This is a genomic window from Actinomadura scrupuli (genome assembly GCF_050971785.1).
GTDB classification, from domain to species: Bacteria; Actinomycetota; Actinomycetes; order Streptosporangiales; family Streptosporangiaceae; genus Actinomadura_E; species Actinomadura_E scrupuli.
Window position 1 is genome coordinate 421,210 of record NZ_JBPCCU010000007.1, and the last position, 23,961, is coordinate 445,170.

Consider the following 23,961-nt stretch of genomic DNA (forward strand, 5'->3'; position numbering starts at 1 on the left):
TGAAGGGGACCGCATGCCAGAGCTCGACAATCTCCGGGAGTTCGCCGGTCTGCGCGTGGCCGAGTTCACCGCGGAGTCGACGCCGGACGACCTGCCGCAGGGCGGTTCACCGGCCTGGGCCGTCCGCCTCGGCTCGTGGGACGACGAAGCGGACTTCGGCGAGGTCTTCGCGCGGTTCCTGGACTGGGTCGACACCGGCCAGGTGACCGCGCTGGTGATCGGCTACTGGGGAATGTGCCACGAGGTGAACTCCTCGGTCCCCCGCGACCTCCTGATCGAGGCGGCCGGCCGGTTCCCCGGCCTGCGGGCCCTGTTCTTCGGCGACATCGCGCCCGAGGAGTCGGAGATCTCGTGGATCGAGCACTGCGACCTGACCGGGCTTCTCGAGGCCTACCCGCTTCTGGAGCAGGTCGAGATCCGTGGTGGCTCCGGGCTGGAGCTGGCACCGCCCCGCAGTGAGCACCTGCGCGTGCTGCGGCTCGAATCGGGCGGGCTGCCCTCCAGCGTGGTGCGCGCGGTGGCCGCGGGCGACCTGCCGAACCTCGAGCGCCTGGATCTCTGGCTGGGTGTCGAGGAGTACGGCGGGGACGCGACGGTCGCCGATCTCGCTCCCCTCCTCGGTGGTGAGCGGCTGCCCGCGTTGCGCCATCTGGGACTCGAGGACAGTGAGATCGTCGACGAGATCGCGGTGGCGGTGGCCGCCGCGCCGGTGGTGGCGCGGCTGGAGACGCTGAGCCTGGCGCTGGGAGTGCTCACCGACGAAGGGGCCGAGGCACTGCTGTCCGGGCAGCCGCTGACGCATCTGCAGCGTCTCGATCTCCACCATCACTTCCTGACCGACGCGATGGTCGAGCGGGTCCGCAAGGCGCTCCCAGGCGTCGAGGTCGACCTGTCCGAGCAGGAACTGCCCGACGAGGACGACGGCGACGTGTGGCGCTACGTCGCGGTCGCCGAGTGAGCCGCGACCTCGCGGGACGGGGCGCGGAAGGAAGGGAGCACGACCGATGACGGCCCATGACGGTCTCGCCGAGTTTCTCGAGCTGCCGGTGCGGGACTTCCCCGCGCTCGGCGACGAGCCGGGCGAGCCGGACGACACGGCGTCGCTGCCGTCGGCCTCGGCGGTGGCGTGGCGGCTCTGGCTGAACGACGACATCGGTGAGTCCGACGAGACGTACGAGGAGTACGTCGCTCGTTTCCTCGGCCGGGTGGACGCCACGGAGATCCGGGAGCTGGTGATCAGCTCCTGGGGGGCGGTCTACGACGATTCCTCGGAGCTGCCCGTACGGTTGCTCTGCGAGGCCGCCGATCGCCTGCCGAACCTGCGGGCGATCGCCCTCGGTGACATCCCCTCGGACGAAGCCGAGATCTCCTGGATCGAGCAGTCCGACCTGACCCCGCTCCTGGAGGCGTTTCCACGCCTGGAGATCCTGGAGGTACGGGGTGGTACCGGCCTCTCCCTCCGGCCCTTCCGGCACGAGCGGCTCCGGGTGCTGCGATTCGAGACCGGCGGGCTGCCTGGCGAGGTCATCCGCGCCATAGGCCGGTCGGAGCTGCCCCGCCTGGAGCATCTGGAGCTGTGGCTCGGGGTGCCGAACTACGGCGGCGAGTGGCTGCCCGCCGACTTCGACGGCGTACGCTCCGGCGAGGGGCTGCCCGCCCTGCGCCACCTGGGCCTGCAGAACAGCGAGGCGCAGGACGAGGTGGCCGCCCTGGTCGCCGCGGCACCGGTGGTGGCGAGGCTGGAGTCACTGGCGCTGTCCATGGGCGTGCTCACCGACGAGGGCGCGGAGGCACTGCTGTCCGGTCAGCCGTTGACCCATCTCAAGCGGCTCGACCTGCACCACCACTACCTGACCGACCCGATGATCGACCGGCTGCGCACCGCCCTGCCGGGTGTCGACCTGAACGTCGGCGAGCAGGAGGTGCCGCGCCGGTACTCCTGGAGCGGCGATGAGGACCACTACTACGTCGTCGTCTCGGAGTGAGCCGGTGACCTTCACCGTCGTCGGGACGCCCGGGGACCGCCGGACCGCGCTGTTCGCCGCCGCGTGCGCCGCGCAGGGGCTGCGAGAGCCCCGGCTGGTTCCGTGGCGGGAGGTGCTGTCCGGCGGGGAGTTCGGCTTCGAACCGGGCACGCTGCTGCGCGTCGACTCACCCGGAGAGGACGCCGGGACCGATGCCCTGCTGCGCGGGCCCGGGCATCCGGCGCGGGTCGGCGGAGGAGACGGCGCACGGTGGTACGCCACGTTCACCGCGGCCCTGCGCCGGATCGAGGACGTCTCCTCGAGGGTGGTGCCGTTGAGCGATCCCGGCGAGATCGCCGTGATGTTCGACAAGCGGCTCTGCCACGCCCGCCTGGAGGGGGCCGGCGTGCCGGTGCCGCCCGCGCTGCCGCCGGTCCGCGGCTACCGGGAGTTGCGGGAGCGGATGGCCGAGGCCGGCTGGTCCCGCGTCTTCGTCAAGCCCGCCCATGGCTCGTCGGCCTCGGGGGTCGTCGCGTTCCAGGTGCACGGCGCCCGGATCAAGGCGCTGACCTCGGCGGTGCCCGGGCCGGACGGCGGGCTGCGCAACTCGCTGCGGGTCCGGTCCTACGAGAGCGAACCCGAGGTGCGGGCGCTCATCGACCTGCTGGCCCCCGAGGGACTGCACGTCGAGCGGTGGCTGCCCAAGGCCTCGCTGGCCGGGCGCGCACTCGACCTGCGGGTGGTCGTGGTGTCGGGTACGCCGACCCACGCGGTCGTGCGGACGAGCCGTGGCCCGATGACCAACCTGCATCTCGGGGGTGCCCGCGGAGATCTCGGCGCGGTGCGGGGCGCGCTCGGCGAGACCGGCTGGCGGCGGGCCCTCGACCTCTGCGCGCGGGCGGCGGCGTGCTTCCCGGGGAGCCTGATGGTCGGGGTGGACCTGCTCGTGGCCTCCGGCTGGAGGCGATACGCGGTCGGGGAGGTGAACGCGTTCGGTGACCTGCTGCCCGGGCTGACCGGCCTGCCGGGGAGCGGCGCCGAGGGAGCGGACACCTATACCACCCAGGTCAGAGCCGCCCTCTCGCGGAGACTCGCCACATGCCCGGCATGAACCGCGACATGAACGCCGTCGTCGGCAGTCACGACCTGCTGCTGGTGACGCTCGACACGCTGCGGTACGACGTCGCCGCCGGGCTGGCGGAGGCCGGCCGTACCCCCACGCTGGCGGGCGTGCTGCCGGGCGGTCGCTGGGAGCGGCGCCACAGCCCGGGCAGTTTCACGTTCGCCGCGCACGCCGCCATGCTGGCGGGGTTCCTGCCGGCCCCGGCGACGCCGGGACCGCATCCGAGGCTGTTCGCGGCCAGGTTCCCCGGCAGTGAGACCACCGCGCCGGGCACGTGGGTGTTCGACGCCGCGGACCTGCCCACCGGACTGGCACAGGCCGGCTACCACACCGCCTGCATCGGTGGTGTCGGCTTCTTCAACGGGCTGACCCCGCTCGGCTCGGTCCTCCCGGCACCGTTCGCCGAGGCGCATTGGGAGCCGTCGTTCGGGGTCACCGATCCGGCCTCGCTGGAGCACCAGATCGACCGGGCCGCCGACGTGGTCGCCCGGACCCCGGCCGATCAAAGGCTGTTCCTGCTGGTCAACGTCTCCGCGCTGCACCAGCCGAACCGGCACTACCTGCCAGGCGCCCCGGACGACTCCCTGGAGACCCACGCGGCCGCGCTGGAATACGTCGACGGCCGGATCGGCGCCCTGTTCGCCCTGATGCGCCGCCCCTGCCTGGTCATCATCTGCTCCGACCACGGCACGGCGTACGGCGAGGACGGCCACTTCGGGCACCGGGTCGGTCATGAGACGGTGTGGACCGTGCCATATGGAGAGTTCGTACTGACATGACCGGTCCGTACCAGGGATATGTCTATGCATATCCGCATAAGACCGCCTACCGGCCGTTGCAACCGATGCCCCCGCTGGGCGACGTCTGGGCCGGTGAGGACCGCAGCGCCCTGTTCCTCTACCTGCACGTGCCGTTCTGCGAGATGCGGTGCGGCTTCTGCAACCTCTTCACCCGCACCGGCGCCCCCGAAGAGCTGACCACCACCTACCTGGACGCGCTCGACCGGCAGGCCGAGACCGTACGGCAGGCGCTCGGCGAGGCCCGCTTCGCCACGGCCGCCTTCGGCGGGGGGACGCCCACGTACCTGACCCCGGCCGAGCTGGAACGACTCTGCGACATCGCGGAGCGGTTCGCGGATCTGCGGGCGATCCCGCTCGGGGTGGAGACCTCACCGGCGACCGCCACCGCCGAGCGGCTCGCCGTGCTCGCCGGGCGAGGGACCACCCGGATCTCCATCGGGGTGCAGAGCTTCGTCGACGCCGAGGCGCGCGCCGCCGTACGGCCGCAGAAGCGCGTGGAGGTCGAGGCCGCGCTGGACCGGATCCGGGCCACCGGCTTCGAAACGCTCAACATCGATCTGATCTACGGCATCGACGGGCAGACCCCGGACAGCTGGCTGTACTCGCTGAACGCCGCGCTGGCCTGGGAACCCGAGGAGCTGTATCTCTATCCGCTGTACGTGCGTCCGCTGACCGGGCTGGGCCGCCGGGACCGGTCTCCGGAGCGGGACTGGGATCGGCAGCGGCTGGAGCTCTACCGCATCGGCCGCGATCATCTCCTCGGCCAGGGGTACGAGCAGGTGTCGATGCGGATGTTCCGGCGGCCCCGGCCCACGGCCGGGGGCACCGAGTACTGCTGCCAGACCGACGGCATGATCGGCCTGGGCTGCGGGGCGCGGTCCTACACCTCACGGCTGCACTACTCCTTCGAGTACGCCGTCGGCGCCGGGCAAGTGCGGGGCATCATCGACGACTACGTGGCCACGGCGGACTTCGGCGCCGCGCAGGTGGGTTTCGCCCTGGACGCCGACGAGTCCCGGCGGCGGCATCTCCTCCAGTCCCTGCTCCAGGCGGGGGGCCTCGACCGCGCCGGCTACCTGGACCGGTTCGGGACCGACGCGGTGGCCGACTTCGCGGCCGAACTGGACGGTTTCGCGGACCGGGGCTGGCTGGAGTACGGCCCGGACGTGGTCCGGCTGACGCCCGAGGGGCTCGCGCGGTCCGACGCGATCGGACCGGCGCTGCTCTCCCCGCGGGTCCGCGCGCTGATGTCGTCCTACGCGGCCCGCTGATGCTGACCATTCTGTACCGCGGGCCGCTGGCGAGCTGCGACTACGACTGCCCGTACTGCCCCTTCGCCAAGCGCCGGGACAGCCGCGCGCAGTTGCTCGCGGACCGTGCCGCACTGGAACGGTTCACGGCCTGGGTGGCCGCGCAGACGCACGGCGTGTCGGTGCTGTTCACCCCGTGGGGCGAAGGACTGGTCCGCTCCTGGTATCGCCGGGCCCTCGTCGAGCTCAGCCTGCTCCCCCACGTCGGGCGGGTGGCGATCCAGACCAACCTCGGCCACCGGGTGGAGTGGACGGCCGAGGCGGACCTGTCCCGGCTGGCGCTGTGGGCGACCTATCACCCCGGCCAGGTGCCGTACGAACGTTTCCTGGCCCGCTGCCGGGACCTCTCCGCGCGCGGGGTCCGCCACAGCGTCGGCGTCGTGGGGCTGCCCGGCCATCTCGACCACGCCCTGCGGCTCCGCGACGACCTGCCCGCCTCGACCTATCTGTGGGTGAACGCGGCCGAGGGCCATTCCTACACCGACGAGGAGGCCGCCCGGTGGACCGGGCTCGATCCGCTGTTCGGGTACAGCCGCCGTCCGCACGCCAGCCGCGACCTGCCCTGCCGGACCGGCGAGACCGTCATCTCGGTCGACGGGGACGGGACCGTGCGCCGCTGCCACTTCGTCCCGGCGGTGCTGGGGAACCTCTACGACGGTTCGTTCCGGGCGGAGCTGCGCCCCCGCGGCTGCCCCCTCGGCACCTGCGACTGTCACATCGGCTATGTCCACCTCGAACCACTCGGCCTGTACGACGTCTTCGCCGGCGGGATCCTGGAGCGCATCCCGCACGGCTTCTAGTCAGGTCTGCTTGAGCGGCTGGTATTCGCCGGGCGACAGGCCGAACGTCCAGGCGACGCCCTCGTGGGCGGTCCGGGTGCGCGGCGGCACCCGCAGCCAGTAGGTGAGATGGGTCCCGTCCGGCTCCGGGGTGGAGTTGACGACCTCGACCATGACGACCGGCTCGTCACCGGGAAGGTCGATGCGCCACAGCACCCCCGCGTCATCCCGGCTGATCGGCTTGGCGCCCGTCTCGGCCAGGTAGCGGTCGAAGCCGTACCTCTCCAGCATCACCCGGCGGAGCTCGGCGTTGGTCTCGGCACCGATGCGCTCGGGAGTCAGCGCGTCGAGACCGTCGATGAAGTCCGCGGGCATCGGCATGCCACGCCAGGCGTACAGCGCGAAACCCCCGGGGTAGACCAGAGCGGGCCCGTCACCCCGGTGCAGCCGGCCCGGCTCGTCCCGGTGCAGTTCCCGTGGCCTCTCGCTGACCACGGCGAGGTTCTCGTACGGCCACCACCAGCCGGCGGACTCGGCCACCTCGGCGAGCCCGGCCAGGCCGTCCAGGCGGTCCAGCGCGTCGAACAGCGCCAGCCAGGGCGCGTCGTGCTGGCCGTGCACGGCGTCCAGCGTGGCGCCGCGCAGCACCGCCTCGGCCTCCGCCCCGCCCAGCTCACCGATGCCGCGCCGGATCCGGGTGACCAGCCCGTTGACCGGATCCCACAGTCGCCCGCCGGTGCCGGCCCACATCTTCGGCCACTCCCGCGGACCCAGCTCGGCGTGCGCCGTGGTCCGGGCCCGGTCCCACGGCCGGGTCCGTACGTCCTCGCGCACGCTGCCGCCCGCCGCCGCCGTGCCGAGCGCGACGTCCACCAGGTCCACGAGGCTGCTCAGCCCGGCGCCCATCAGCGTGCGCCGGCAGCCGGGGTCGGCCAGCAGCGCCGCCGCGACCGCGCCGTGGGCCGGTGACGGCACCCAGGCGATGCGCTCGGGCCCAGGCCGGCCGGCCGCCTCGTACGCCGCCCGTATCCCCCGCTCGGCCCGGTCGCGGTCGGCCGGACCGGTCCGGAACGCGATCTCCCGCCAGTCCCGCATCAGTCGGCCACCACCCGGACGGCACCGGGGAAGTACTCCCGCTGACGCACCACTCGGTACCAGCCCGCGGGCAGCGAGATCGCCGCGTGCTCTTCGTGGACCACCCGTCCGCCGGACGGCAGATGCAGGTGGTCGGGAGCCAGTGGCTCAGGATCGCATAGCAGCACGCCCGATCCGACGACCGCGTGCGCGTGGCCGGTCGCCTCGCCGAGTGCCAGAATCAGCCGGCCCCGGCCGTCGCGGGGGGCCCGGGGCAGGCCATGGACGGCCGCCGGGACCGAATCCTCCGGCACCGGCTGGATCAGGATGTCTCCCTGTCGGTACATGCCGCGAACGTACTCGGCGCCACGGACATTCTGCTCGCCCCGGCGCGGGAGCGGCTCGTCGCCCGCGGCCGATCCCCTCGGCCGGCGCTAGAGGATGATCCGGAGCACCAGCCACAGCGCGGTGGCCTGGAGGTATCCGGCCGCGACGTCCAGCGCGAGCATGAGGTTCTGCTTCTCGGGAAGCAGGCCGGCGTCGTAGAGGGGAGCCGTGAGAAAGCAGGTGGGTGCGGTGAGGAGGACCAGCGGGATCGAGCTGAGGCCCTGGCCGTCGGTGCGCAGCGCGATCTTCGTGTAGACGCCCACTGCGGTGACGAGCAGGGCGTATGCGATCGGGAGGATCTCGATGATTCGCATGGTGAGATCATGCGCCCGCCGTGGCCGTCCGGCATGAGTACGCGTACCCGGTCACGGTGGTCGCATAGCCCAGGCCGTGTGCGTGTGCGGGTGCGCCGGCGTCAGGCCAGGTCCACCTCCGCGCTGAGCGGCAGATCGACCGCGGAGGTGCCGGCCCGGAGCCGGTACGTGCCGGGCTCGTAGCGCCAGCCGTCCTGCCAGTACGCGAGCGACCGGGTCGGCACGGTCACCTGCACGTGCGCCTGTTCGCCTGCGGGTACGCGGACGGGTGCGAAGCCGACCAGCCAGCGCGCCGGGCGGTCGACGGCGGAATCGGGGCGTTCGGCGTAGACCTGGACGACCTGCTTGCCGTCTCGCTCGCCGCGGTTGTCCACCTCGACGGTGATGAGGACGGATTCTCCGGCCGTGACCGAGGAGGGCGCCTCGATGCCGACGAGCGCGATGTCGGTGTAGCCCCGGCCGCTGCCGAACCAGTACGCCGGTGCCGCGGCCTGCTCGAGCCAGGCGCGGTAGCCGATGCGGATGTCCTCGGCGTACTCCAGCGTGCCGCCGACCGGCGTGGTGGACAGGACCGGCACGTCGGCCTCGGCCGCCGGCCAAGTGGTGGGCAGCCGCCCGCCCGGCTCGGCCACGCCGAGCAGGACGTCGGCGACCGCGTGGCCCATCTCTGACCGCCGAAGTACCCCACGAGCAGCGCGGCGACGTCGTGGCGCCACGGCAGCAGCACGGGTGAGCCGGCGTTGACGAGCACGACGGTGCGCGGGTTCGCGGTGGCGACGGCGCGGACCAGGTCGTCCTGCCGGCCGGGCAAAGCCAGCGAGTCCCGGTCGTAGCCCTCCGACTCGACCAGCGAGTTCGTGCCCACGACGACCAGCGCGACGTCGGCCCGGGCGGCGGCCGCCGCGGCCTCGGCGATGAGCACGTCGTCGTCCGTGGCGGCGGGCTCGGTGCCGAGCCGCAGTCCCAGCACGGAGTGCAGCGTCCCGGTGCGGTCGCGCAGGTCGTACTCGAAGCGGACGTCGATCGGCGTGCCGGCCGTCACGGTGACCTCAGCAGCGGCGGTCGGCGGCGCCAGGAGCGCCGCACCGAGGTCGTCGCTTTCGGCCTGCACGTCCTCGTCCACGATCACGGCGCCGTCGGCGAGCACTCTGCCGCGGCCGACCGCGGCGAAGCCCAGGCGGACCGTGCCCGACTCCGACGGGGTGAACCGGGTGGTCAGTTCCACGCCGGCCGCCGTGCGGATCGGGGCGTCACCGCCGAACCAGACCAGTGCGCTGGAGCGCCGGTCCTCGGTGAACAGTTCGTCGCCCTTGTCGTCGAGGAAGCGGACCCGCAGGCCGGGAGTGCCGGTGACCGGATTGGTCATCTGCGCGAGCGGGAACCCGGCCACGCCCCGCTGCACGATCGCGCCGTGGGAGTAGGTGATGTCCGCACCGGGCAGGGCGGCGCGCAGTCCCTCCAGGGGAGAAACGGTGCGGGCGGGCACGACGGTCGCGCTGCCGCCGCCCTGCGTGCGGGCGTTGGCCGCGTTGTCGCCGATGACGGCGACGGAGCGCAGGGTTTCGGGGGCCCACGGCAGCTCGCCGCGGTTCTCCAGCAGCACGGTGCCCTCGATGGCGGCGTGCCGGGCGAACGCGACACCGTCCCCCGCCGAGACCGGCTCGGCGGCGGGGAAGCCGTCGAGTGCGCCGACCCGCCGGGCGAGAGTGAGCAGGCGGGTCACCTTACGGTCGACGGCGGCCTCGTCGACTCTCCCGGACCGGACCGCCTCCACCAGCGCGGCGCCCCAGGCCCCGCCCGGGCCGGGCATGACGAGGTCCTGTGAGGCGTTCGCGCTCTCCAGCGACCGGACGGCGGTCCAGTCGCTGACCACGACGCCGTCGAAGCCCCACTCGCTGTTCAGGGGCGTCTCCAGCAGCGCGTTCTCGGTGGCGGTGACGCCGTTGACCGAGTTGTACGCGCTCATGACGAGCCAGGCGTGCGCCTCGGTCACCGCCTTCTCGAACGCGAGCAGATACAGCTCGCGCAGGGCGCGGTCGCCGACCCGGACGTCGACGGTGAAGCGCTCGGTCTCGGAGTCGTTGGCCACGTAGTGCTTCGGCGTCGCGCCGACCCCGTGGTCCTGCACACCCTTCACGTAGGCGGCGGCCAGGTCGCCGGTCAGCACCGGGTCTTCGCTGAACGTCTCGAAGTGCCGCCCGCCGAGGGGAGAACGGTGCAGGTTGATCGTCGGGCCGAGCACCACGTCCACGCCCTTGCGGCGGGCCTCGACCGCCGCGGTGGCACCGTAGCGCCGGGCGATGTCCAGGTCCCAGGACGAGGCGAGCGCCGTCGCGGACGGCAGGCTCAGCGACGGGTCGCGCTCGTCCCACACCTCCCCGCGGATGCCCGAGGGGCCGTCGGAGACCACGATGCGGCGCAGACCTATCTTCTCCATGGGCCAGGTGCTCCAGAAGTCCCGGCCGGTCAGCAACCGGACCTTCTCCTCCAGCGTGAGCAGGGCGAGCCGTTCGGCGATCTGCGAGTCGGCTGCGAAGGCGGTCATGATCCGGGCTCCTCAGGTCGGTGGCGGGGCGGACCGCAGGCGTCGCCTCCGGACCGGTATCGAGGTGCCGAAAGGAGTGGGCGAGCACGGTCGGGGAGGCGAGCGACCTGCTCCCGGCGGGTACCGGAGCGCACTGCGGTCACCCGCGCTCATTGTGGAGGTGCTCGCGCAGGAACTCCAGAGTGGACTGATGCAGACGGGTGCGGGGCTCATCCGGTGACCGTCTGCGTCGAAGTACCCCTTCTCTTCGATCTCCGCGGCGATGTCGCGTCCCTTGAGGTAGCCACTGCCGATCTCGAAGGGGGCGACGGCGGCCGAGCTCGTCGTGCGGCACCTGATCTCACTCGGCCACCGCCGGATCGCGCACATCACGCACTGGCGCTGACCAGCGTCGACCAGGACGGAGTGGTCATGGGCCGCACCGCGGGACGGCTCCTGCTGGAACGCATCGAGGGCCGCACATCGGCGGTGCGCTCCGCCATCGCGCCGAGCCTCGTCCTCCGGCGCTCCACCGCCGCTCCGGGCGGCCTGGCGTAGGAGGCGGGTGATCTCGCTGGAGCCGCCGGGCCGGGCGGCGGAGATCCACAGCAGGTTCCCGCGGGTGCGGGGCGGCGCCGGCGGGCTGGGACGCCTCGGGCCCGGAATCCGCCGGATTCCGGGCCCGAGATTCGTAGCGGCGCCCTGACCCGCGGATCCTCCGCCCGGGAGGCCGCGGGTCCGGCTCAGGCGATCCTGATCAGTTGGGGCGGTTGGTGTCCGGGATCTGGATGCTGATCGGCAGGTCTCCTTCGGACAGGAAGAGCAGGGCTCCCAGGCGGAGGATCTCGTCGAAGGCCCAGTAGGCCTTCTGCAGTGCTCCTGGCGCCTTCTCGAGCGACAGCAGGCCCTCGCGGACGGCGATGAAGGGCTCCCACGCCGCCTCGAAGAGCGGGTCCCACAGCCTGTCCTCGGGGATCTTCAGCCAGCCGGCGATCTCGTCCCCGAGGATGTAGCGGGTGAGCGCGCCGAGGATGGGCTTGGTCACGAGGCCGCCGTCGATCACGGAGCCGAGGTTGAGGAGGATGTCGGCCAGCTTGATGCCCTCGGGGGTGGGGGCCAGCACGGGGGTCAGGACCTGCTGGGCCTGGGAGTTGGCCTCGTCCCAGGAGTTGGGGATGTACTCGTCCTTGATGCCGAGCATGTGCGCGGCCACCTGCCAGGAGTGCAGGAAGGCCGTGGACTCCGCCTCCGGGATCGGCACCTTCCACTTCACCAGGTTCTGCATGACGGTGGTGGGCAGGCTGTGCCAGGTGACCATCATGTCCCGCTGGCTGATCGGGATCTCCTCGTCGGCGACCTTCGACCAGTACGGCGACTTCGGCAGCAAATGGCGCACCCCTGCGTGCGCCAGCCGGGTCTTGACGCAGGTGACGACCATTTCGCCATCGGCCTTGTAGGCGTTGGACGTGCCGATGTCGTAGCCGAGTTTGGCGGTCTTGGTGATGCGGTCCTTCATGTCCGCGCCGCCCTTGGAGTAATAAACCGCGCGCGCCTCCTTCGGGATGACCGTGCTCATCATCCCGCTGGCGAAACCGTAGGTGACGCCGAGGTAGAGGCCGCGTTTCTCGTTGAAGTTGACCGCGGTGGCGAGCTTGCCCTGGTCGGCCCATGACGGCAGCCGGCGGGCCTGCTCCATGAAGTCCCGCAGGTCCGCGGGCAGTCCGGCCGGCAACGCCTGGCCGTTCTTGGTCCACTTCTTCAGCAGCGTGTTGACCTTGGCCACGTCCCCGCGGTCGATGATCGAGGCGACCAGCGGGTCGGCTTCGGCGTCCCACAGGTACCGCGGGTCGGCGCCCTTACCCGAGCCCGCCACCGAGCCCTTGGGCGACCACGTCCACAGTGCGCCCGCATGCGCGGGCGTCGCGACGCTCAGCGCACCAAGGGCGCCCAACGTCCCGCCCGCCATCAGCACATTGCGTCTGCTGGGTTTCTCCATGCCTTCGTTCCTCCTCGGGCCGAGCTCCTTGATACGGTGAAACACATCTCGTGTCTCTGTATCATCGACATAACAGCACACTGTGTCGCTCATCACAAGACCTCTCGTGACGGCGTCTGTTCGGCGATTGAGGCAGAATCAGTCGTCATAGGAGGAGATCGTGGAACCTGAGCTGCCCTTCCTCATGGTGACCTCGGGCCCGGAGTCGTTGCTCGAACGCGCGTACGTCGACGCGGTCGAACGGGTCGACGACATGGACGAGACCCGTGCGCGCGTGCTCGACGCCGCCTATGAGCAGTTCTGCCGGACGGGCATCCAGCGATCCACCATGGAGGACGTGGCCCGGCGGGCCGGGATCTCGCGGATCACGGTCTACCGCCGGTTCGCCACGAAGGACGCACTGGTCGAACAGGTGGTACGCCGGGAGTTCCGCCGCTACTTCGACCGGTTCCTCATCGACATCGAGCAGGCCGAGACCGCCGCCGACCGGGTGGTGCTGGGCTTCGTGAGCTCGTTGCATGCCATCCGGCGCAACCCGCTGATCGGCGGCCTGATCGCCACCGAACCGGACCTGCTCGTGTCCTCCATGATCAGTGACGGGGGGCGGACCCTCGCCACCGTGCGGCAGTTCGTCGCAGGCCAGCTCCGCCACGAGCAACGCGCGGGCAACGTGTCGAGCGACCTGGACACCGAGTTCGTGGCCGAACTCATGGTCCGGATCTCCGCCTCCTTCCTGGCGATCCCCAGCCACCTCATCGACCTGGACGACGACGACCAGCTGGCCGCGGTGGCCCGGCGGTTCCTCGTCCCCATGCTGGAACCACCGGCCGCCCGGACGGGACCGACATAGATCGCGTGCGCGGTGCCGTGGCCATATCGGCCGGGCTGACCTCGCGAAATCCCGGCCGGTGCTCTAGCCTCCGTGATCATGAAGCGACAGTACGAGCGCACCAGCCGGAGACTCGACTCCGGGCAGGTCGACACCGCGCTGCGGACGGCGATCGCCGCGCACGCCCAGGCCCATCAGCTCGGCGATGTCCTCGCGGACGCGGTCGCCGGCTGCGAGACCCGCAGCGTGCGCCTGTCCAGACCAGGACTGCTGGCCCGGCTGACGGGTTCCGGTGACCCGGACACCGAGCACCGCTCGGTGGCCCTCTACACGCCGGGCTATCTGATCATCGCGATCACCGGAGCCAATCGCGGCACGCATGTACGGTCCGCCCGGCTGGACGGCGTCAGCGTCGGTACGTCCGCACTGGCCGCGCAGCTCGGGCACGTGGACGGCGGAGACAACGGGGTCAGCGTCACCGGGCTGTGGTCGGGGGAGACACGAGACGCCGCGACGTCGTTCTTTCTGGGGCTGGGCGCCGACGCCGACGGCACGGCCTTCCTGACCGACCTGCGCGCCGCGATCACCGCCGCGAAGACCAGGTAGGCCATCGGCCCGGCGACCCCCACCCCCATTCGGGCGGTGCATTAGGTACACGGGCCGGCCGCCCCGGCACGCTTGTCCGCCGTTCCGGTACGGCACTACCTTGCCGGGGTGGATCTGTTCTCACGCTCGTGGACGGCATTGCGCACGGCGATCGGCGAACTCTCCGACCAGGACTGGGAACGGCCGTCCGGCTGTACCGGCTGGCTCGTGCGGGACCTGGTGTGCCACCTCCTCATCGGCGCCCAGGACGTCCTGATCACGCTGGTCACGCCCGCCGAAGCCGAGCCGACCGTGGACTCGGTCACCTACTGGCACCTCGGCGAGCCCCCGACCGGCGAGGAACCGCCGGAAGCACTGATCCCCCGGCTGGCCGCCGCGTACGGCGAACCGAAGTGGCTCAGGTTCCATTTCGACGACGTCGCGGCCGCCGCCGGGCGCGCCGCCGAACTCGCGGATCCGGGTGTCCGTGTCGGCACCCGCGGCGAAGTGCTGACCGTCGGCGACTACCTGTCCGCGTATGTCGTGGAATGGACGGTGCACCACCTCGACCTGATCGCACACCTTCCCTCGGCCGCCGAACCGCCCGCCGAGACCCTCGCGGCCGCCCGCGCGTTGCTGGAGAGGATCGCCGGGGCACCGATTCCGGCGTCGTTCTCCGACAGGGACGCGCTGCTGGTCGGGACCGGACGCCGCGCTCCGACGGACGCCGAGAGGGCCGCGCTGGGCAGGCCGGCCGCGAAGTTCCCGCTCGTGCTCGGCTGAACAGGCCACCGGCGAACCCCCGGGAGACGCTCTAGAGCACCCGGTTGAGCCGCACTCCGAGCGGATGGGGCTGCAGGTGCCCCGGTCATGGTGCGTCCACCCCACGCATGGAGGACGAGTACGGGTCTCATATGCTTGCTTGACGAAGCAAGTAACTCCCCGGGCGGCGCGGAGCCACTCGGACGGACACGGACCAGGAGAAGCCCATGGGAACGCTCGACGAGAAGGTAGTGCTGATCACCGGCACCGCGGGGGGACAGGGGCGTGTCGCGTCGCTGATCTTCGCGCGAGAGGGCGCGAGGATCGTCGGATGCGACATCCACGCCGACGCCAACAACGAGACGGTCGAACTCGTACGCCGCGGAGGCGGTGAAATGACGGGCATCGCGCCGATCGATCTCACCGACCCGGAGCAGGCGCGGCAGGTCGTCGAGGACGCCGTGGCCGCCTATGGCGGGATCGACGTGGTCTACAACAACGCCGCCTATCAGCGCTTCGGCCCGATGCCCGACTTCTCGGTCGAGGACTGGCGGGTGACCATCACCAGCGAACTCGACATCCCCTTCTTCGTGTCGAAGTTCGCGTGGCCGCACCTGGTCCGGCGTGGTGGCGGGGTCATCATCAACGTCGCGTCCATGGCCGGCATGATCGCTGGCGAGACGCCCCCGATGATCGCGCATGCCGCGGCGAACGCCGGCGTCATCGGCATGACGCGGCAACTCGCGCTCGAAGGCGCGCGCCACGGGATCCGCGCGGTGGCGATCAGCCCGGGGCCCGTCCTGACCCCGGCCAGTGAGCGCGACCTCGGCGACGACCAGGCGGCCCGGGCCGCGATAACCAGCAAGACGCTCCTCAAGCGCTTCGCTCAGCCCGAGGAGATCGTCGAGCTAGCGGCCTTCCTCGCATCCGACCGGGCCGCCTACATCACCGGCGCCAACTACCAGGTCGACGGCGGCGCGACCGCCTGGTAGGGCACCGCCCGTCGAGCGACGTCCTTACAGATGCTTTGTCAAGCAAGTAGTCTGGCGGTGTGCCATCGCAAGGATCTTCACTACGCCCGCTGACCGCCGACGAGGAAGCGGTCGTCAGGGCCCTGGGCCGGGTGATCCTGGTCGTGCCGCGCACGATGGATGCCGATCTGGTGCGGGAGCAGCGGCTGACGCTCAGCGAGTACGCGACGCTGATGCACCTCTCCGAGTCGCCCCACCGCCGGCTGCGGATGAGTGAACTCGCGGCGGCGTGCGATCTGTCGTTGAGCGGCATGACCCGCATCGTCGCCCGGCTGGAGGGCCAGGGCCTGGTCGAGCGGGTCAAGTGCGCGGAGGACGCACGCGGCTCGAACGCCGTGCTCACCGATGCCGGTCTCGCGCGTCTCGAGGAGGCGTACCCCACTCATCTGGCCAGCGTGCGACGCCACATCATCGATCACCTTGCCGAGCTGGACCTCGCCGCGCTCGCCCGCGCGCTCGAGCGCTTCGCCACCACTGCGGAAGGCCCGCAAGCACCGGGCGGCCCCTGCCGGTAGACGGCCCCGGCCCATGCGAGGTCGTCGGCCGCCGGCCATGGTTCGCCGGCCACGTTCGCCGGGGTCGCGGGACACTGCCTCGAGGGCAGCCGATACCTTCGGCAGAAGGGAGCCGGGCGATGACGCCTGCGAGCAAGAAGAAGGTCTTCCTCACCGGAGTCACCGGCAACTGGGGGCGCTACATCCTGCGGGAGTTCGCCAAGCGTGCCGACCGGTTCGAGGTGACCGCGCTGGTCCTGCCGGGCGAAGCCGACCGCGCGATCATCGCGCGGCACGAGGACATGGACGGCCTCACCGTGGTCTTCGGCGACCTCCTCGACTACGCGGCGGTGGAGGCCTGTGTCCGGGACGCCGATTTCGTCCTGCACGTCGCCGCGGTCGTGTCCCCCTTCGCCGACGACCACCCCGAGCTCGCCCATCGCGTCAACGTCGGCAGTGCACGGAACATCATCCGGGCGGTCAAGGCACGGCCTGACCCCTCGGCGACCGGCGTGGTGATGATCGGCAGCGTCGCCGAGACCGGGGACCGCAACCCCCCGCACCACTGGGGACGGGTCGGCGACCCGCTCCGCGTCTCGCGATACGACGAGTACGGGCAGAGCAAGATCCTCGCGGAGAGGGAACTCGTCGAGTCGGGACTCCCCCGCTGGGCGTGGCTTCGACAGACCGGGATCTTCCACCCCGGCCTCCTGGAGATCCGCGATCCGATCATGACGCACTCGCCGTTCGCGGGTGTCATGGAGTGGGTGTCGGTCGAGGACGCAGCCCGTCTCATGGCGAACATCTGCGAGGACGGAGTGCCGGAGGAGTTCTGGGGCGGCGTCCACAACATCGGCGGCGGGCAGACGTGGCGGCTCACGAACTGGGAGCTGCAGACGCGCACGAGCGGTGCCCTCGGCGTCAAGGACGTGACGAAATGGTATGACCGCAACTGGTTCGCCACTCGCAACTTCCACGGCCATTGGTACACCGATTCCGACCGCCTCGAAGAACTCGTACCGTTCCGGCAGGACACCTTCGACGCCGCCCTCGCCCGCGCGGTCGCCGCCCACCCCCGGCTGAAGCTCGCCGGAACGATACCGGCGTGGATGGTGAAGCACTTCGTCCTCAAACCGCTCACCCGCCGGCCCCGCGGCACCATGGCGTTCGTCCGCGGCGGCGACGAGGCGAGGATCAACGCCTACTTCGGCTCGCGCCGGGAATGGGAGGCCATCGGCGACTGGTCCACCTTCCGCCCGCCCCGGGCCGACCGGACTCCCCACCTCCTCGACCACGGATACGACGAGACGAAGGATCCGGCCCGCTGGAACACCGCCGACATGGTCGAGGCCGCCGCGTTCCGCGGCGGACGTCTGCTGTCCGGCTCCATGACGACCGGGGACATCAGCACACCGCTGGAGTGGGAGTGCACGCTCGGCCACATCTTCACCGGCAGCCCCCGCCTCATCCTCACCGCCGGCCACTGGTGCCCCAGCTGCGTCACCGACCCCGCCGGATACCTTCAACAGGCGGAACGCAACCACTTCCTCGCCCAGCTGGAACAGCGGCCGCCCCGCGACCTCACCGCATGACGCCGGAGACGCCCACCGATCCGGCCTGGATCCGGTCGACGGGCATCCGGGCATTCCAGATTTCACAGTGCAGGCGTTGCCGACTCACGAGAGTTCTTTGACCTTCACCGAGTCCTCGGGAGATCGCTCCTGCCTACAGTGAATATATGAGCGGGGACCTGCGAGCAGGCTCTGACGTGCCACGAGAGGTGCTGGACATCGCGGCTCGGATGTTCGCTGGGCTGGGATACGACAACACCTCGGTACGAATGATCATCTGCGCGGGGGCGGATGCCGAGGCTGTGGCCGCGGCGGGCGGTAAAACCGGTCTGTACCGGGCGGTGATGGAGCACGCTCACGAGAGCGTGGTCAGCGCGCTGGAACCCGCCATCTCGCAGATCACCCCGGATGCCGCGGGCGTGAAACGGATCGCCGACGCCTTCCTGAACTTCTCCATCGAGAACCCGGCCGTGGGCGCTCTATGGCTGCACCGGTCGCTGGCCGACGCCGCCGACATCTCCGACCTGGAGCCCCGCTATCTCGCAACGGAATACGAGATGGTCAGGGACGCCGTCCGGGGAGCCGTCAGCCTGAACCTGGACCTGCAGATGGCGATACTGACCATCGAATGGTGCGTCTACGGCTTCATCCGGGGAGGAATCCTCGACGACCAGGGGCGTCGGGTCGGCCCGGACGACAAGGCCGTCCTCAAACGCTTCCGGAAATACCTGCACAACCTGATCGACGCGATCCTCTCCGACGGGAGCACGCCGGCGACACCCGCAGGCCGGCAGCGATCAGCCTGGCGGGCGATGCTGCCGCGGTCGCTCTCCGGGCGCAAGCAGTGACGCGCACCTGGCCTCAGTGGCCGTCACAGGGGCCACACGGTCATGGGCTCATGCGGTGGCGGGCACGATGGCGACAGAGCAGGGAGCCTGCAGCAGCATCGCGTGGCTGACGGAGCCGAGGCGCATACCGGCGACGCCGCCGAGCCCGCGGTTGCCGAGCACGAGCAGCCCCGCCCCGGTGGCCGCCTCGAGCAGTGCATGACGGGGAGTCAGCATGACCAGCCTGGTCTCCGCCTCCACATGGGGGTACTTCTCCCGCCACGGCGCCACCGCCCGCTCCAGCCGCGCACCGCCGGTCACCCGCAGATGATCCGGATCCTGGATCATGCCCATCTCAGCCGCGGCGATGGCCTCCGGTTCCCAGCAGCCGTGCACCGCCAGCACCGTCTGGCCGTGCAACGCCGCTTCCTCGAAGGCGAAGGCGAGCGCCGTCTCGGACGACGGTGATCCGTCCACCCCCACGACGACGGGACGAGCCCGGTCGGCCGCATTCCGCACCACCACGATCGGGCAGTGGGCGTAGGAGGTCAGCTGGACCGCCGCCGAACCCGCGGCGAGTTCCTCGAATCCGCCCTGCCCGCGCACGCCCACCAGGGCGAGAGTGGCGTTTCCCGATTCGTAGACCAGGATGGCCGATGCCGGGCCCTCGGCGAGTCGCGGCCGCACATCGATGCCTGGAGCCACCTCGCGGGCGATGGCGACTCCCCGGTCCAGCGTGTGCGCGCCCATCTTCCGGGCGACCTCGAGTGCCGCGGGCCCGGACGGCGAGTCCGAGTACGGCCAGTGCCAGGCGTGGCAGACCGTCAGGGGCAGCCGGCGCAACCGGGCCTCTACGGCCGCCCAGCGCACCGCCCGTTCACTGGCCGCTGAGCCGTCGAAGCCCACCAGAACGTGCGATCCATTCAGCCGGTTCATTGTCTTCTCCTTCTCCTCGGCGTCGTGAAGAACGGGGTCGCCCAGCCGTGCTCCGCGGTGGCGGTCACGGCTGGGACGGCACCACGGCCATGGGGCAGTGCGCGTGGTGCAGAAGCGCGTGGCTGACGGAGCCGAGCAGCAGTCCGGTGAATCCGCCGCGGCCCCGGGTGCCGACCACGAGAAGATCGGCTCGTGCGGAGGCGCCGGCCAGGATCCGCGCCGGGCGGCCGTGCACGACCTCGGAGACGACCTCGATGCCGGGGAACTTCTCCCGCCAGGCGGTCAGGGACTCACCGAACTCCTGCTCGGCGAACACCTGCGGGTCGTACACGGGCGGCTGCCTGTCCCCCGGCCGGCTCGAGGCGGGGTCGGACCAGACGTGCACGGCACGCAGGCGTGCCTTGCGCATGCCGGCCTCCTCGAACGCGAAGCCGATGGCGGCCTCACCCGCCGGGGATCCGTCGACGCCCACGACGACCTCCCGCCGCACGGCGGGCTCCAGATCCCGCACCACGACGGCGGGGACCGTCGTGTGCGTGACCACCTGCAGCGCCGTCGAGCCGAACACCAGGCTGCCCACCGTGCCGGTCCCCCGGCCGCCCAGTACGACCATGGCCGCGCCCCGCGTCCGCTCCAGCAGCACCCGGGCCGGCGGGCCGGGCACGGCCTCGCCTTCGACGTTGACGCGGGGGTCGCGTTCCCTGGCGGTGGCGACGGCCTGGTCGAGCAGGTCCCGGCCGCCGGTGAGCAGCCAATCCCGGATGGCGCCGGCCCGCGGATCGACCGGGGTGTCGGCCAGCCAGGGAGTCTCCGCGTACAGGACGCGCAGAGGCAGGCCCCGGCGTGCCGCCTCCTCGGTGGCCCATTCGACGGCACGCAGGCTCTGGACCGATCCGTCCGCTCCCACGACGATCGCGTTCATGATCAACCTTCTCTCGTTGCCGGCCGGGGGTTCGGCCATCGGCGGCGTCGCCGGACGGTCAGCTCCGCGCCCGGACGACCGCGACCGGGCAGTGCGCGTGGTGGACCAGGCCGTGGCTGACCGATCCCAGGTGCATCAGGCCGAGGGCGCTGCGGTTCCTGGATCCGACGATGACCAGATCGGCCTGGGCCGAGGACTCGGTGAGGGCGCGTACCGGATGGTCGCGGCCCACGACCGTGACGACCTCGATCTCGGGGTGCCGCTCTCGCCACGGCGCGACGGCCTTGTCGACGTCCGTCCGGACCGCTTGTGCGATCTCCTCGACGTCGGCGGTCCCGGAGAAGTCGACCGGCGGGGCCAGCAGCTGCCAGGTGTGCACGATCCGGAGCCGTGCGCCGCGTATCCCGGCCGCGTCGAAGGCGTGGTCCAGGACGGGGGCGGGGTCCTCGGCGGGGTCGATCCCGGCGACGACCTCACCACGGTCGCCGTCGGTGTCGCCGCGTACCACCACCACGGGTCCCGCGGCGTGTCCGGCCACCCGCAGGCTCACCGCGCCGAGCAGCATTCCGGTGAATCCGCCGAAGCCGCGGTGGCCGACGACCGTCTCGAAGCCGTCCGCCGACTGCTCACGCAGGCTCTGGGCGACGGGGCCGTACACGATCTCGGTCTCGATCTCGACATCGGGCCGGTGTTCGCGAGCCGCCTGAGCGGCCTCCGCGACGATCTGCTTGCCGCTCTCGGCCAGCTGGTCGAGGACCCCCGGGGCCGGGTAGTACGGGGTGCCGTAGCTCCAGGGCTCTTTGACATGGACGATCCGTAGCGGAAGCGAGCGGCGGGCCGCCTCGCCGGCCGCCCAGAGGACGGCGGCGGTCGCGGGCGGGGAGCCGTCGGTGCCGACGATGACGGGTGCGGACATGATGATCTCCTTCGGTGGTCAGCGCAGTCTGCGCAGGTAGGGGTCCCAGCTCTGGCGTGGGGTGACGCGCACTCGCGCGTCGACCGCCACGGCGGTGTCGGGGAGGACGATCACGGGATTGAGGTCGAGTTCGGCGATCTCCGGATGGTCGTCGGCGAGCCGGCCGAGCCGCACGAGGACGTTCCTGACGGCGGTGGCGCCGACGTGGGCGTACGGTCCCGACAGCAGGGAGGAGGCTCTCAGCGAGGCGACCATGTCCGCGGCGTCGGTGCTGGTGAGGGGTGTGAGCCGGGCGGTACGGTCGGCCAGCGCGTCGGCGGCGGTGCCGCCCAGCCCGAAGACCACCAGTGGCCCGAACACCGGTTCCTGGACGACTCCGCAGAGGACCTCGACGCCGTCCGGCTGCATCGGCTGGAGGAGGACGCCCTCGAGGGTCTCCCCGAACCGGTCGTGGAACCGGTGGTAGGCGTCGCGGACCTCGGCGGGACCGCTCAGCCCGAGCTGGACCGCGCCCGCCTCGCTCTTGTGGACGACGCCGGGTACGTGTGCCTTCATCGCCACGTGACCGCCGAGGCTCACGCAGGCGCGGGCGGCGTCATCGGCCGACTCCGCCCAGCACCAGTCGGCCATCGGCAGCCCGTAGTGGCCGAGCAGTGTCATCGTCTCGGGGGGTGAGAGCCAGCCGCCCTCCGGGTGGGTCCGCAGGAACGCCTCGATGAGTTCCCCGGCCCTCCCGGAACGGACGTCGTCGAGGACCGGCATGACGCCCCGGGGACGGGCGAGCCAGCGGCCGTACGACCAGGCATGGCCGAGGGCACGGGCGGCGTCCTCCGGGCAGGAGTAACAGGGGATATCGCCGTAGCGCGTGACCACGCTCTCCGGCTGGTCCAGCACCACCGCGGCCAGCGGTTTGGCCGGCGCGTCGCCCGACAGCGCCGAGGTCGGGACGCTGACCGCCGTGGGGCAGATCACCGCGATCACGGCGTCCACACCGCTGTCGGCGGCGACCAGTTCGAGGCAACGGCGGTAGAGGGCGGCGTCGACGGCCGCGGTCGTGTCGACGGGGCTGTCGCAGGCGGCCGTGGCGGGCAGCAGCCGGGCGAGCTCCGTGCGAGTGCTCTCGCCGAGCGTGGCGACGGTCAGCCCGGCGTCGCAGCAGGCGTCGGCGGCCAGCACGCCGGCGCCGCCGGCATTCGAGACGATCGCGACGCGGGGCCCCGCCGGCACCGGCTGGTGACCGAGCAGGGCAGCGGCCCCGACGAGTTCGCCCAGGCTGTGCGTGGCGATCACACCCGCTTGGGCGAAGAGCGCCTCCTGGGTGACGGTAGGGGTCGCGGCGGCCGCGGTGTGCGAGGCCGCCGCCCTGCGCCCCGCGGCGGAGCGGCCCGCCACCACCGTGAGCAACGGCATCCGGCGGGCGACCCGGGCGGCCGTACGGGCGAACTTGCGCGGGTTGCCGAACGACTCCAGATGCAGCACGCCCAGCCGGGTGACGCCGTCGGACTCCCACCACTGCAGCAGGTCGTTGGCGCTCACGTCGTACTTGTCGCCCGCCGACACGAACGAGGAGACCCCGACGCCGAGCCGCGACAGCTGCTCCATCAGCGCGATGCCCACCCCGCCGGACTGGACGACGACCCCCGCCCGGCCCCGGGCGGGATGCTGCGGGGCGAAGGTCACGTCCAGGCACTCGGTGTTGGCGATGCCGAGGCAGTTCGGGCCGACCAGCCGCATCCCGTACCGGTGGCAGGCCTCCCGCAGCTCACGGGACGCCGCCTCGTCCAGGCCGGAGGTGACGACGACCAGCGCCCGGGCACCACGCCGTCCACAGGCCCGGGCGACCTCGGCCACCTGGGCGGCGGGCACGGTGATCACGGCGAGTTCGGGCGCCTCCGGCAGGCCCTCGACCGACGCCACGCACGGCACCGTCATCAACCGGTCACCGGCGTGCGGGTTGACCGCGTACAGGGCGCCGGCGAATCCGGACGTGCGCACGCTCCGCAGAATGGCCCGGCCGACCGAGCCTGGCCGGCGCCCCGCACCTATCACGGCGACGGAGGACGGCCGCAGAAGATGGGTGAGGCTGGCCACGTCCGCACTGCGTTCGCGCTCGGCGACCGTGTCCAGATACCGCTCATCAGGATCAAGGGTGAGCATGAGCTCGACGACTCCGGAGCTCGTCTCCCTGCGTACCTCGAACCCGGCGGCGGCGATGACCCGCAGCATCGGATGGTTCTGCGCCAGGACGTCGGCGCGGAACGCCCGGATGCCCTGCGCGCGGGCGAGCGAGCCCAGGTGCTCCAGCAGTAGCGTGCCCACGCCGCGGTGGTGCATGCGGTCGGCGACGGCGAGTGCCATCTCGGCGACCTCGGCGTTCTCGCGATCGGGTTCGTACCCGGCCACGCCCACGAGCTCCCCGTTCAGCCAGGCCGAAACCGCCGCGTGCCCGGGGCCGGCCGCTCTGCACAGCCGGTCGGCCATCTGGTCGGCGGCATGGGGGCTGAAGCTGAAGAAACGCAGATAGAGGCTCTCCCGCGACAGCTGCCGATGCATGCGTCGTACGGCTTCGAGGTCCGCCGCGCACAACGCGCGGATCTCGATCTCGGTGCCGTCGGTGAGGAGGGCGTAGGCGGATGCCGCGAGTTCGGTCATGCCGTAAGCGTCCGCTCTGGGGGCGGCCAGGGTCAGCGGCGGAGGTCACCGGGCCATGGGACCTTCGGCCCTTCGGACCGTCCCGGTGATCGGGCAGGGCGGCGTCAGGGCCGAAGGTCCCTGCGCAGGGGACCCGTCGGCCCTGCCGCAGCGGCCATCGGGCGG

At 71.6% G+C, this 23,961-nt stretch carries 23 protein-coding genes and 1 pseudogene; 14 read left to right on the forward strand and 10 right to left on the reverse strand.

Translation table 11 applies throughout. The features are described 5' to 3' along the window. Positions 1-13 precede the first annotated feature (13 nt). From ACRYCC_RS30285 to ACRYCC_RS30310, 6 genes are read left to right on the forward strand one after another with little or no spacing between them, the layout of a single operon-like run. Positions 14-958, forward strand: a complete 945-nt coding sequence (locus tag ACRYCC_RS30285; protein WP_433817137.1) for an STM4015 family protein — start codon at positions 14-16, stop codon at positions 956-958. A gap of 46 nt (positions 959-1,004) precedes the next feature. After that, entirely contained in the window at positions 1,005-1,985 is a 981-nt protein-coding gene (locus ACRYCC_RS30290; protein ID WP_433817138.1) for an STM4015 family protein, read from the forward strand. Positions 1,986-1,989: 4 nt separating this feature from the next. After that, positions 1,990-3,075 (forward strand): STM4014 family protein, encoded by a 1,086-nt coding sequence (locus tag ACRYCC_RS30295; protein WP_433817139.1) that lies wholly within the window; start codon positions 1,990-1,992, stop codon positions 3,073-3,075. After that, a complete protein-coding gene (locus ACRYCC_RS30300; RefSeq protein ID WP_433817140.1) occupies positions 3,063-3,866 on the forward strand; it encodes an STM4013/SEN3800 family hydrolase in 804 nt (267 codons plus the stop codon). Before ACRYCC_RS30295 ends, ACRYCC_RS30300 begins: the two co-directional genes overlap by 13 nt. Further along, on the forward strand, positions 3,863-5,158 hold the full coding sequence (locus tag ACRYCC_RS30305; RefSeq protein ID WP_433817141.1) for an STM4012 family radical SAM protein: 1,296 nt from the start codon (positions 3,863-3,865) through the stop codon (positions 5,156-5,158). Before ACRYCC_RS30300 ends, ACRYCC_RS30305 begins: the two co-directional genes overlap by 4 nt. Beyond that, positions 5,158-5,997: an STM4011 family radical SAM protein gene (locus tag ACRYCC_RS30310; RefSeq protein ID WP_433817142.1), complete on the forward strand. Its 840-nt coding sequence runs from the start codon at positions 5,158-5,160 to the stop codon at positions 5,995-5,997. Before ACRYCC_RS30305 ends, ACRYCC_RS30310 begins: the two co-directional genes overlap by 1 nt. On the opposite strand, the gene ACRYCC_RS30315 is transcribed toward ACRYCC_RS30310, so the two are convergent. The 5 genes and pseudogenes from ACRYCC_RS30315 to ACRYCC_RS30335 all read right to left on the reverse strand — a co-directional run. Beyond that, positions 5,998-7,071: a DUF6745 domain-containing protein gene (locus ACRYCC_RS30315; protein ID WP_433817143.1), complete on the reverse strand. Its 1,074-nt coding sequence runs from the start codon at positions 7,069-7,071 to the stop codon at positions 5,998-6,000. It lies immediately after the preceding gene. Next, positions 7,071-7,397 carry a DUF8820 family protein gene (locus ACRYCC_RS30320; protein ID WP_433817144.1) on the reverse strand — a complete coding sequence of 109 codons (327 nt, stop codon included), beginning with the start codon at positions 7,395-7,397 and terminating at the stop codon, positions 7,071-7,073. The genes ACRYCC_RS30315 and ACRYCC_RS30320 overlap by 1 nt, the downstream gene beginning before the upstream one ends. A gap of 87 nt (positions 7,398-7,484) precedes the next feature. Beyond that, a complete protein-coding gene (locus ACRYCC_RS30325; protein WP_433817145.1) occupies positions 7,485-7,751 on the reverse strand; it encodes an SCO4225 family membrane protein in 267 nt (88 codons plus the stop codon). A gap of 101 nt (positions 7,752-7,852) precedes the next feature. Next, a complete protein-coding gene (locus ACRYCC_RS30330; RefSeq protein ID WP_433817220.1) occupies positions 7,853-8,329 on the reverse strand; it encodes a fibronectin type III-like domain-contianing protein in 477 nt (158 codons plus the stop codon). Next, positions 8,321-10,296: pseudogene (locus ACRYCC_RS30335) on the reverse strand (glycoside hydrolase family 3 C-terminal domain-containing protein); the annotation flags it as partial. The pseudogene ACRYCC_RS30335 and the gene ACRYCC_RS30330, both read right to left, overlap by 9 nt. Before the next feature lie 411 nt (positions 10,297-10,707). Here ACRYCC_RS30335 and ACRYCC_RS30340 point away from each other — a divergent pair. Then, a complete protein-coding gene (locus tag ACRYCC_RS30340) occupies positions 10,708-10,833 on the forward strand; it encodes a hypothetical protein (protein WP_433817146.1) in 126 nt (41 codons plus the stop codon). 199 nt (positions 10,834-11,032) lie between these two features. Here ACRYCC_RS30340 and ACRYCC_RS30345 read toward each other — a convergent pair whose 3' ends face one another. Then, positions 11,033-12,271 (reverse strand): oxygenase MpaB family protein, encoded by a 1,239-nt coding sequence (locus ACRYCC_RS30345; protein ID WP_433817147.1) that lies wholly within the window; start codon positions 12,269-12,271, stop codon positions 11,033-11,035. A gap of 184 nt (positions 12,272-12,455) precedes the next feature. Between ACRYCC_RS30345 and ACRYCC_RS30350 the strand changes: the two genes are divergently transcribed. The 7 genes from ACRYCC_RS30350 (at position 12,456) to ACRYCC_RS30380 (ending at position 18,391) form a co-directional block, all read left to right on the forward strand. Beyond that, the gene (locus ACRYCC_RS30350; protein WP_433817221.1) at positions 12,456-13,121 is read left to right on the forward strand and encodes a TetR/AcrR family transcriptional regulator; all 666 of its coding nucleotides are present in this window, start codon (positions 12,456-12,458) and stop codon (positions 13,119-13,121) included. Between the two features lie 78 nt (positions 13,122-13,199). Beyond that, the gene (locus ACRYCC_RS30355) at positions 13,200-13,706 is read left to right on the forward strand and encodes a hypothetical protein (protein ID WP_433817148.1); all 507 of its coding nucleotides are present in this window, start codon (positions 13,200-13,202) and stop codon (positions 13,704-13,706) included. Between the two features lie 108 nt (positions 13,707-13,814). Continuing rightward, positions 13,815-14,468, forward strand: coding sequence for a maleylpyruvate isomerase N-terminal domain-containing protein (locus tag ACRYCC_RS30360; RefSeq protein ID WP_433817149.1), 654 nt, complete (start codon positions 13,815-13,817; stop codon positions 14,466-14,468). 206 nt (positions 14,469-14,674) lie between these two features. Further along, positions 14,675-15,439: an SDR family NAD(P)-dependent oxidoreductase gene (locus ACRYCC_RS30365; protein WP_433817150.1), complete on the forward strand. Its 765-nt coding sequence runs from the start codon at positions 14,675-14,677 to the stop codon at positions 15,437-15,439. Between the two features lie 59 nt (positions 15,440-15,498). Continuing rightward, complete coding sequence (locus ACRYCC_RS30370) at positions 15,499-15,993, forward strand: MarR family winged helix-turn-helix transcriptional regulator (RefSeq protein ID WP_433817151.1); 495 nt, start codon at positions 15,499-15,501, stop codon at positions 15,991-15,993. A gap of 119 nt (positions 15,994-16,112) precedes the next feature. Next, the gene (locus tag ACRYCC_RS30375) at positions 16,113-17,564 is read left to right on the forward strand and encodes an NAD-dependent epimerase/dehydratase family protein (protein WP_433817152.1); all 1,452 of its coding nucleotides are present in this window, start codon (positions 16,113-16,115) and stop codon (positions 17,562-17,564) included. Positions 17,565-17,710: 146 nt separating this feature from the next. Continuing rightward, positions 17,711-18,391 carry a TetR/AcrR family transcriptional regulator gene (locus ACRYCC_RS30380; RefSeq protein WP_433817153.1) on the forward strand — a complete coding sequence of 227 codons (681 nt, stop codon included), beginning with the start codon at positions 17,711-17,713 and terminating at the stop codon, positions 18,389-18,391. 48 nt (positions 18,392-18,439) lie between these two features. Here ACRYCC_RS30380 and ACRYCC_RS30385 read toward each other — a convergent pair whose 3' ends face one another. The 4 genes from ACRYCC_RS30385 to ACRYCC_RS30400 form a co-directional block, all read right to left on the reverse strand. Then, on the reverse strand, positions 18,440-19,306 hold the full coding sequence (locus tag ACRYCC_RS30385; RefSeq protein WP_433817154.1) for a universal stress protein: 867 nt from the start codon (positions 19,304-19,306) through the stop codon (positions 18,440-18,442). A 64-nt stretch (positions 19,307-19,370) separates the two neighbouring features. Then, on the reverse strand, positions 19,371-20,228 hold the full coding sequence (locus ACRYCC_RS30390) for a universal stress protein (protein ID WP_433817155.1): 858 nt from the start codon (positions 20,226-20,228) through the stop codon (positions 19,371-19,373). A gap of 58 nt (positions 20,229-20,286) precedes the next feature. Then, a complete protein-coding gene (locus ACRYCC_RS30395) occupies positions 20,287-21,144 on the reverse strand; it encodes a universal stress protein (RefSeq protein WP_433817156.1) in 858 nt (285 codons plus the stop codon). 18 nt (positions 21,145-21,162) lie between these two features. Then, positions 21,163-23,796 carry a bifunctional acetate--CoA ligase family protein/GNAT family N-acetyltransferase gene (locus ACRYCC_RS30400; protein ID WP_433817157.1) on the reverse strand — a complete coding sequence of 878 codons (2,634 nt, stop codon included), beginning with the start codon at positions 23,794-23,796 and terminating at the stop codon, positions 21,163-21,165. Between the last annotated feature and the right edge of the window lie 165 nt (positions 23,797-23,961).

Bases quoted from the DNA above. Each gene is read 5' to 3' on its own strand.
- ACRYCC_RS30355 (WP_433817148.1), top strand. From the start codon at position 13,200: ATGAAGCGACAGTACGAGCGCACCAGCCGGAGACTCGACTCCGGGCAG.
- ACRYCC_RS30390 (WP_433817155.1), bottom strand. From the start codon at position 20,228: ATGAACGCGATCGTCGTGGGAGCGGACGGATCGGTCCAGAGCCTGCGT.
- ACRYCC_RS30365 (WP_433817150.1), top strand. From the start codon at position 14,675: ATGGGAACGCTCGACGAGAAGGTAGTGCTGATCACCGGCACCGCGGGG.
- ACRYCC_RS30375 (WP_433817152.1), top strand. From the start codon at position 16,113: ATGACGCCTGCGAGCAAGAAGAAGGTCTTCCTCACCGGAGTCACCGGC.
- ACRYCC_RS30400 (WP_433817157.1), bottom strand. From the start codon at position 23,796: ATGACCGAACTCGCGGCATCCGCCTACGCCCTCCTCACCGACGGCACC.
- ACRYCC_RS30325 (WP_433817145.1), bottom strand. From the start codon at position 7,751: ATGCGAATCATCGAGATCCTCCCGATCGCATACGCCCTGCTCGTCACC.
- ACRYCC_RS30340 (WP_433817146.1), top strand. From the start codon at position 10,708: ATGGGCCGCACCGCGGGACGGCTCCTGCTGGAACGCATCGAGGGCCGC.
- ACRYCC_RS30315 (WP_433817143.1), bottom strand. From the start codon at position 7,071: ATGCGGGACTGGCGGGAGATCGCGTTCCGGACCGGTCCGGCCGACCGC.
- ACRYCC_RS30310 (WP_433817142.1), top strand. From the start codon at position 5,158: ATGCTGACCATTCTGTACCGCGGGCCGCTGGCGAGCTGCGACTACGAC.
- ACRYCC_RS30395 (WP_433817156.1), bottom strand. From the start codon at position 21,144: ATGTCCGCACCCGTCATCGTCGGCACCGACGGCTCCCCGCCCGCGACC.
- ACRYCC_RS30385 (WP_433817154.1), bottom strand. From the start codon at position 19,306: ATGAACCGGCTGAATGGATCGCACGTTCTGGTGGGCTTCGACGGCTCA.
- ACRYCC_RS30285 (WP_433817137.1), top strand. From the start codon at position 14: ATGCCAGAGCTCGACAATCTCCGGGAGTTCGCCGGTCTGCGCGTGGCC.
- ACRYCC_RS30380 (WP_433817153.1), top strand. From the start codon at position 17,711: ATGAGCGGGGACCTGCGAGCAGGCTCTGACGTGCCACGAGAGGTGCTG.
- ACRYCC_RS30345 (WP_433817147.1), bottom strand. From the start codon at position 12,271: ATGGAGAAACCCAGCAGACGCAATGTGCTGATGGCGGGCGGGACGTTG.
- ACRYCC_RS30300 (WP_433817140.1), top strand. From the start codon at position 3,063: ATGCCCGGCATGAACCGCGACATGAACGCCGTCGTCGGCAGTCACGAC.
- ACRYCC_RS30350 (WP_433817221.1), top strand. From the start codon at position 12,456: ATGGTGACCTCGGGCCCGGAGTCGTTGCTCGAACGCGCGTACGTCGAC.
- ACRYCC_RS30320 (WP_433817144.1), bottom strand. From the start codon at position 7,397: ATGTACCGACAGGGAGACATCCTGATCCAGCCGGTGCCGGAGGATTCG.
- ACRYCC_RS30305 (WP_433817141.1), top strand. From the start codon at position 3,863: ATGACCGGTCCGTACCAGGGATATGTCTATGCATATCCGCATAAGACC.
- ACRYCC_RS30290 (WP_433817138.1), top strand. From the start codon at position 1,005: ATGACGGCCCATGACGGTCTCGCCGAGTTTCTCGAGCTGCCGGTGCGG.